This is a genomic window from Aquiflexum sp. (genome assembly GCF_977115555.1).
This window is the reverse complement of record NZ_CDSBKL010000401.1, coordinates 1-3,573: the sequence shown is the minus strand read 5'-3', so window position 1 is coordinate 3,573 and position 3,573 is coordinate 1. Positions and strand designations below refer to the sequence as shown.

Genomic DNA, 3,573 nt, shown 5'->3' with positions numbered 1-3,573 from the left:
TTTCTGGTATATGGTCTACTTGGACATTCCTGTATGACGTGCTATGTCAACCATCGTCACGGACCTGATACCAAAACGCATAAATTGTGCAGCATCTGTTTCAATTATTTTATTTCTTGTCTCCAAATTTTCCATATTTAGATGACAAAACTCAGGAAACTATATGAAAGTTCAAAGTTTCTAAAGTTTTTTTTAAAATAAAATTCTGATAAAATGATTAACTTGTTCTTAACATTGAAATAAAATTCCAAATTAATTAAAAAAACAAAATATAATTCCATTACAAACTAAATCTTAAAATTATTACTTTACAAAAGTTAACTTTGTGAATATTTTATTCTAAATAAAAAAATGGAATTTCTTGAGACCAGTTTCGGTCATTTGGCATACAAAAAACATGGAAGTGGTAAGAATATACAACTTCTTTTTCATGGATTCGGCCAAAATATGAAAGCTTATGATCCTTTTTTAACCTTGCGGAAAGAAAATGACTGTTATCTGGTTTTTGATATGTTTTATCATGGACAGAGCAGTTGGACGTCTGTAAACCAAAAATTGACCAAAGAAATATGGAGAGATATCATCACCCTATTGATGGAAAAAGAAAAATTTGAAAAATTCCATCTGGTTGGCTATAGTATGGGCGGGAAGTTTTGCCTCGTTACCTATGAACTGTTCCCGTGTTTGGTAAAATCAATGATTCTATTAGCACCTGATGGAATAAAAACAGGCTTTTGGTACAATATGGCAACATTTCCTGGATTCCTTAACCGTCTTTTCAAGCATGTGGTTTTTCATCCTCGAAGGTTTTTCCGGACCATTGATTTATTAGAAAGTCTCGGACTACTCCAAAACAGTCTGATAAAGTTTGTAAAATCACAGATGAAAACAAGGACTATGAGGGCGCAAGTGTATTTTACCTGGAATGTATTTAAACCGCTTCAGCCTGATTTAGGTCAAATTATCAAGATGATAAGGTTAAACCACACACCGATTTCCTTATTTACAGGAACATTTGATAAAATGGTCACAACTGAAAATCTCAACAGGTTCAGTTCAAAAATTCCCCATATTTCTCTTCACGAGTTGGAATCAGGCCACAGTACTCTGATTAGGGATACTGCTAATTTTTTATCTTCAAAAAAATAGAATCGATTGAAAATTAGATCTTTATATTATTTAAATTTGGTACAAGCCAAATCATATAACTATGAAAATCTTAAAAATCCTCGTAATTATTGTTGTAATTATTGTTGCTATACCTTTGCTTGTAGGTCTCTTTGGAAAAAAAGATTACTCGGTCGTAGAAGAAATATCCATCAACAAACCCCTTTCTGAAGTCTTTGAATATGTCAAATATCTCAAAAATCAGGATAATTTCAGCAAATGGGCTAGCATGGACCCTGATATGACTAAGGAATTCAGAGGTACAGATGGAGAGGTTGGGTTTGTTTCCGGATGGAGAAGTGAGGACCCCTCAGTTGGTTCCGGAGAACAAGAAATCCTAGCGATGGAAGAAGGGAAAAGAATTGACTATGCAATGAGATTTTTTGAACCATTCGAAGGTTCTGACAAAGCATATTTTGAGTTTGAAAGCCTCAATGACAACCAAACATTAGTAAGATGGGGATTTGAAGGCCACATGGATTTCCCTATGAATTCAATGATTGTATTTATGGGAATGGAAAAAATGATAGGTGATGATTTTAAGATTGGATTGAAAAATCTCAAAGAAATCCTTGAAAATTGATAGGGATAAAATAAAAAAGAGCGATTTTGAAATCGCTCTTTTCTTTTTACAGGAATTAAATCTGTTTTAAAATCTGATTAGAACAAATCAATACATAGGAAATTCTTTTCTCAATCCCTCAAATGCATCGATCATTTCCCACTTAGGAATGAATGAAGTGTTTTTCATTCTGGCACTAACCGTTCCATTTTCGATAAATTCCAAAGCAGCTTTCAATCTCTTCTCCTCTTTGTTGTCCCAATTTTTTGCAGGATCGTCTCCTACTGTAAAGTTGACAGGAAAACCATCGAAGTATTCAGCCCTACCTTCAGAATTGGCAATGGCAAAGGTAATCGGAACCAATTCCACATTATTGCTGCTCAGGTTTCTGTTAAAACTTGATAAAGGGAAGGATCCAACCGGTTTGCCGTATGTATTGTCACCTATCAACACTAAATCCATATAAGGATCCAGGCAATTGACTAATAACTCAGACGCAGAAGCTGAGCCCCTAGAGGTTATGAAGATGACCCTATCTAGATTAAGGCTTCCTTTCTTGGAAAAATTAACCGACCTGTTATTGGAAAATTTGTTCCCGTTGTGTTTGTTGGTATACATCACCCTTCCATTGACACTTGCCGGAGCGATATAATTCAAAATCTGCTCGGTGACTGCCACAGAACCTCCCCCATTATACCTCAGGTCTATGATCAGCTCATTGATATTTTCAGCAATAAAATAGTTGAATAAATCCTCAACTTCCTGACTTCTTGTTGGGCTGAGTCCTGCAGTTGCCTTGAAACTTTGATAAACCCAATGTCCCACTTTTTTTGCACCTACCTCATATACATTTTTATACAATACCGAATTGGTTTGAAAAGCACCTTTTTGGATGGTACGAGTGGTTTCTGTTCCATCAGGTAACTTGAATTTAAAGGAATTGGTCACGCCTATTTCATTTGCACCCAAGTTAAAAGAATAACTTCCAGTACTTGTCTTGTAATCAGAAATCGGTTTGCTGTTTATTTCGAGGATTTGCCATCCTCTTTTCCAGCCGTCTTTTCCAGCAGGAGCTTCATCATATACAAAAGCAACAAACAATTTTTCATCTTGATCAAATGCAAAACTAAAACCATGAGCTCCTGTAGCCTGACCTGTAAATGCCGCATCAAACTCAGCTTTGGTTGTCAGATAAGACCATCTGTCCAAAGGTTTAAATTTCAATTCATCCAAAACAGCTTGATTAGAAGCAAATTTTGAAACATCCAATTTTTGGGGCAATTCTGCTTCCCAATAGTACCATTCTTTCATACTATCAAAAATTGCCTTTTTTACAGGATCTTCTACTACGACCGGAACCTCTTCCTCAGGATTACATGAGAAAATAAACATCATGGAGGTTACTAGCAGAACCGAAAGGGATAATTTTGCTTTTGTCATATTCAACTAACTGGTAATTTGGTAGATATACGTAAACATGGACCAAAATGGTTCAAATCACAAAATCATAAACCTTTACACCGGACCACTTGTTCGAGTTTTTTTCAATAAAAGCGAGATGCAGGGGATCTGTCTGATAATAATCCTGATCTTCAATCCTCTCAAAAAATAGGGTACATGCCACCTGAAAACTGTGATCCACCACATCTCTTGCTGCAGTAGGAGCTGGCACACCCATATAAAAATTGTTAACAGTCTTACACTTTCCAAGAACTGAGGCTTCTTTCATAAAATCTTTGATGTCTTCGCCATCCTTTAACCAGAAAAATACCTGGTGAATCATTTTTTGTTTTGCTGTTTGTTCGGCCATAAGTGAAATAGGTAATGTTGCGGCTGCACGGGGA

General features: G+C 35.9%; 4 protein-coding genes. 2 read left to right on the top strand and 2 right to left on the bottom strand.

Translation table 11 applies throughout. The features are described from left to right. The first annotated feature begins 351 nt into the window (after positions 1–351). Together ACZFYI_RS17375 and ACZFYI_RS17370 are read left to right on the top strand one after the other, a co-directional pair. A complete protein-coding gene (locus ACZFYI_RS17375) occupies positions 352–1,149 on the top strand; it encodes an alpha/beta fold hydrolase (protein WP_462525391.1) in 798 nt (265 codons plus the stop codon). A 61-nt stretch (positions 1,150–1,210) separates the two neighbouring features. Next, the gene (locus ACZFYI_RS17370) at positions 1,211–1,750 is read left to right on the top strand and encodes an SRPBCC family protein (RefSeq protein WP_462525390.1); all 540 of its coding nucleotides are present in this window, start codon (positions 1,211–1,213) and stop codon (positions 1,748–1,750) included. Between the two features lie 87 nt (positions 1,751–1,837). On the opposite strand, the gene ACZFYI_RS17365 is transcribed toward ACZFYI_RS17370, so the two are convergent. Both ACZFYI_RS17365 and ACZFYI_RS17360 read right to left on the bottom strand, forming a co-directional pair. Further along, positions 1,838–3,169, bottom strand: coding sequence for a S41 family peptidase (locus ACZFYI_RS17365; protein WP_462525389.1), 1,332 nt, complete (start codon positions 3,167–3,169; stop codon positions 1,838–1,840). A gap of 52 nt (positions 3,170–3,221) precedes the next feature. Continuing rightward, positions 3,222–3,573, bottom strand: a 352-nt coding sequence (locus ACZFYI_RS17360; protein ID WP_462525388.1) for a Dabb family protein, incomplete at its 5' end; no start/stop codon positions are given.

Bases quoted from the DNA above. Each gene is read 5' to 3' on its own strand.
- ACZFYI_RS17375 (WP_462525391.1), top strand. From the start codon at position 352: ATGGAATTTCTTGAGACCAGTTTCGGTCATTTGGCATACAAAAAACAT.
- ACZFYI_RS17370 (WP_462525390.1), top strand. From the start codon at position 1,211: ATGAAAATCTTAAAAATCCTCGTAATTATTGTTGTAATTATTGTTGCT.
- ACZFYI_RS17365 (WP_462525389.1), bottom strand. From the start codon at position 3,169: ATGACAAAAGCAAAATTATCCCTTTCGGTTCTGCTAGTAACCTCCATG.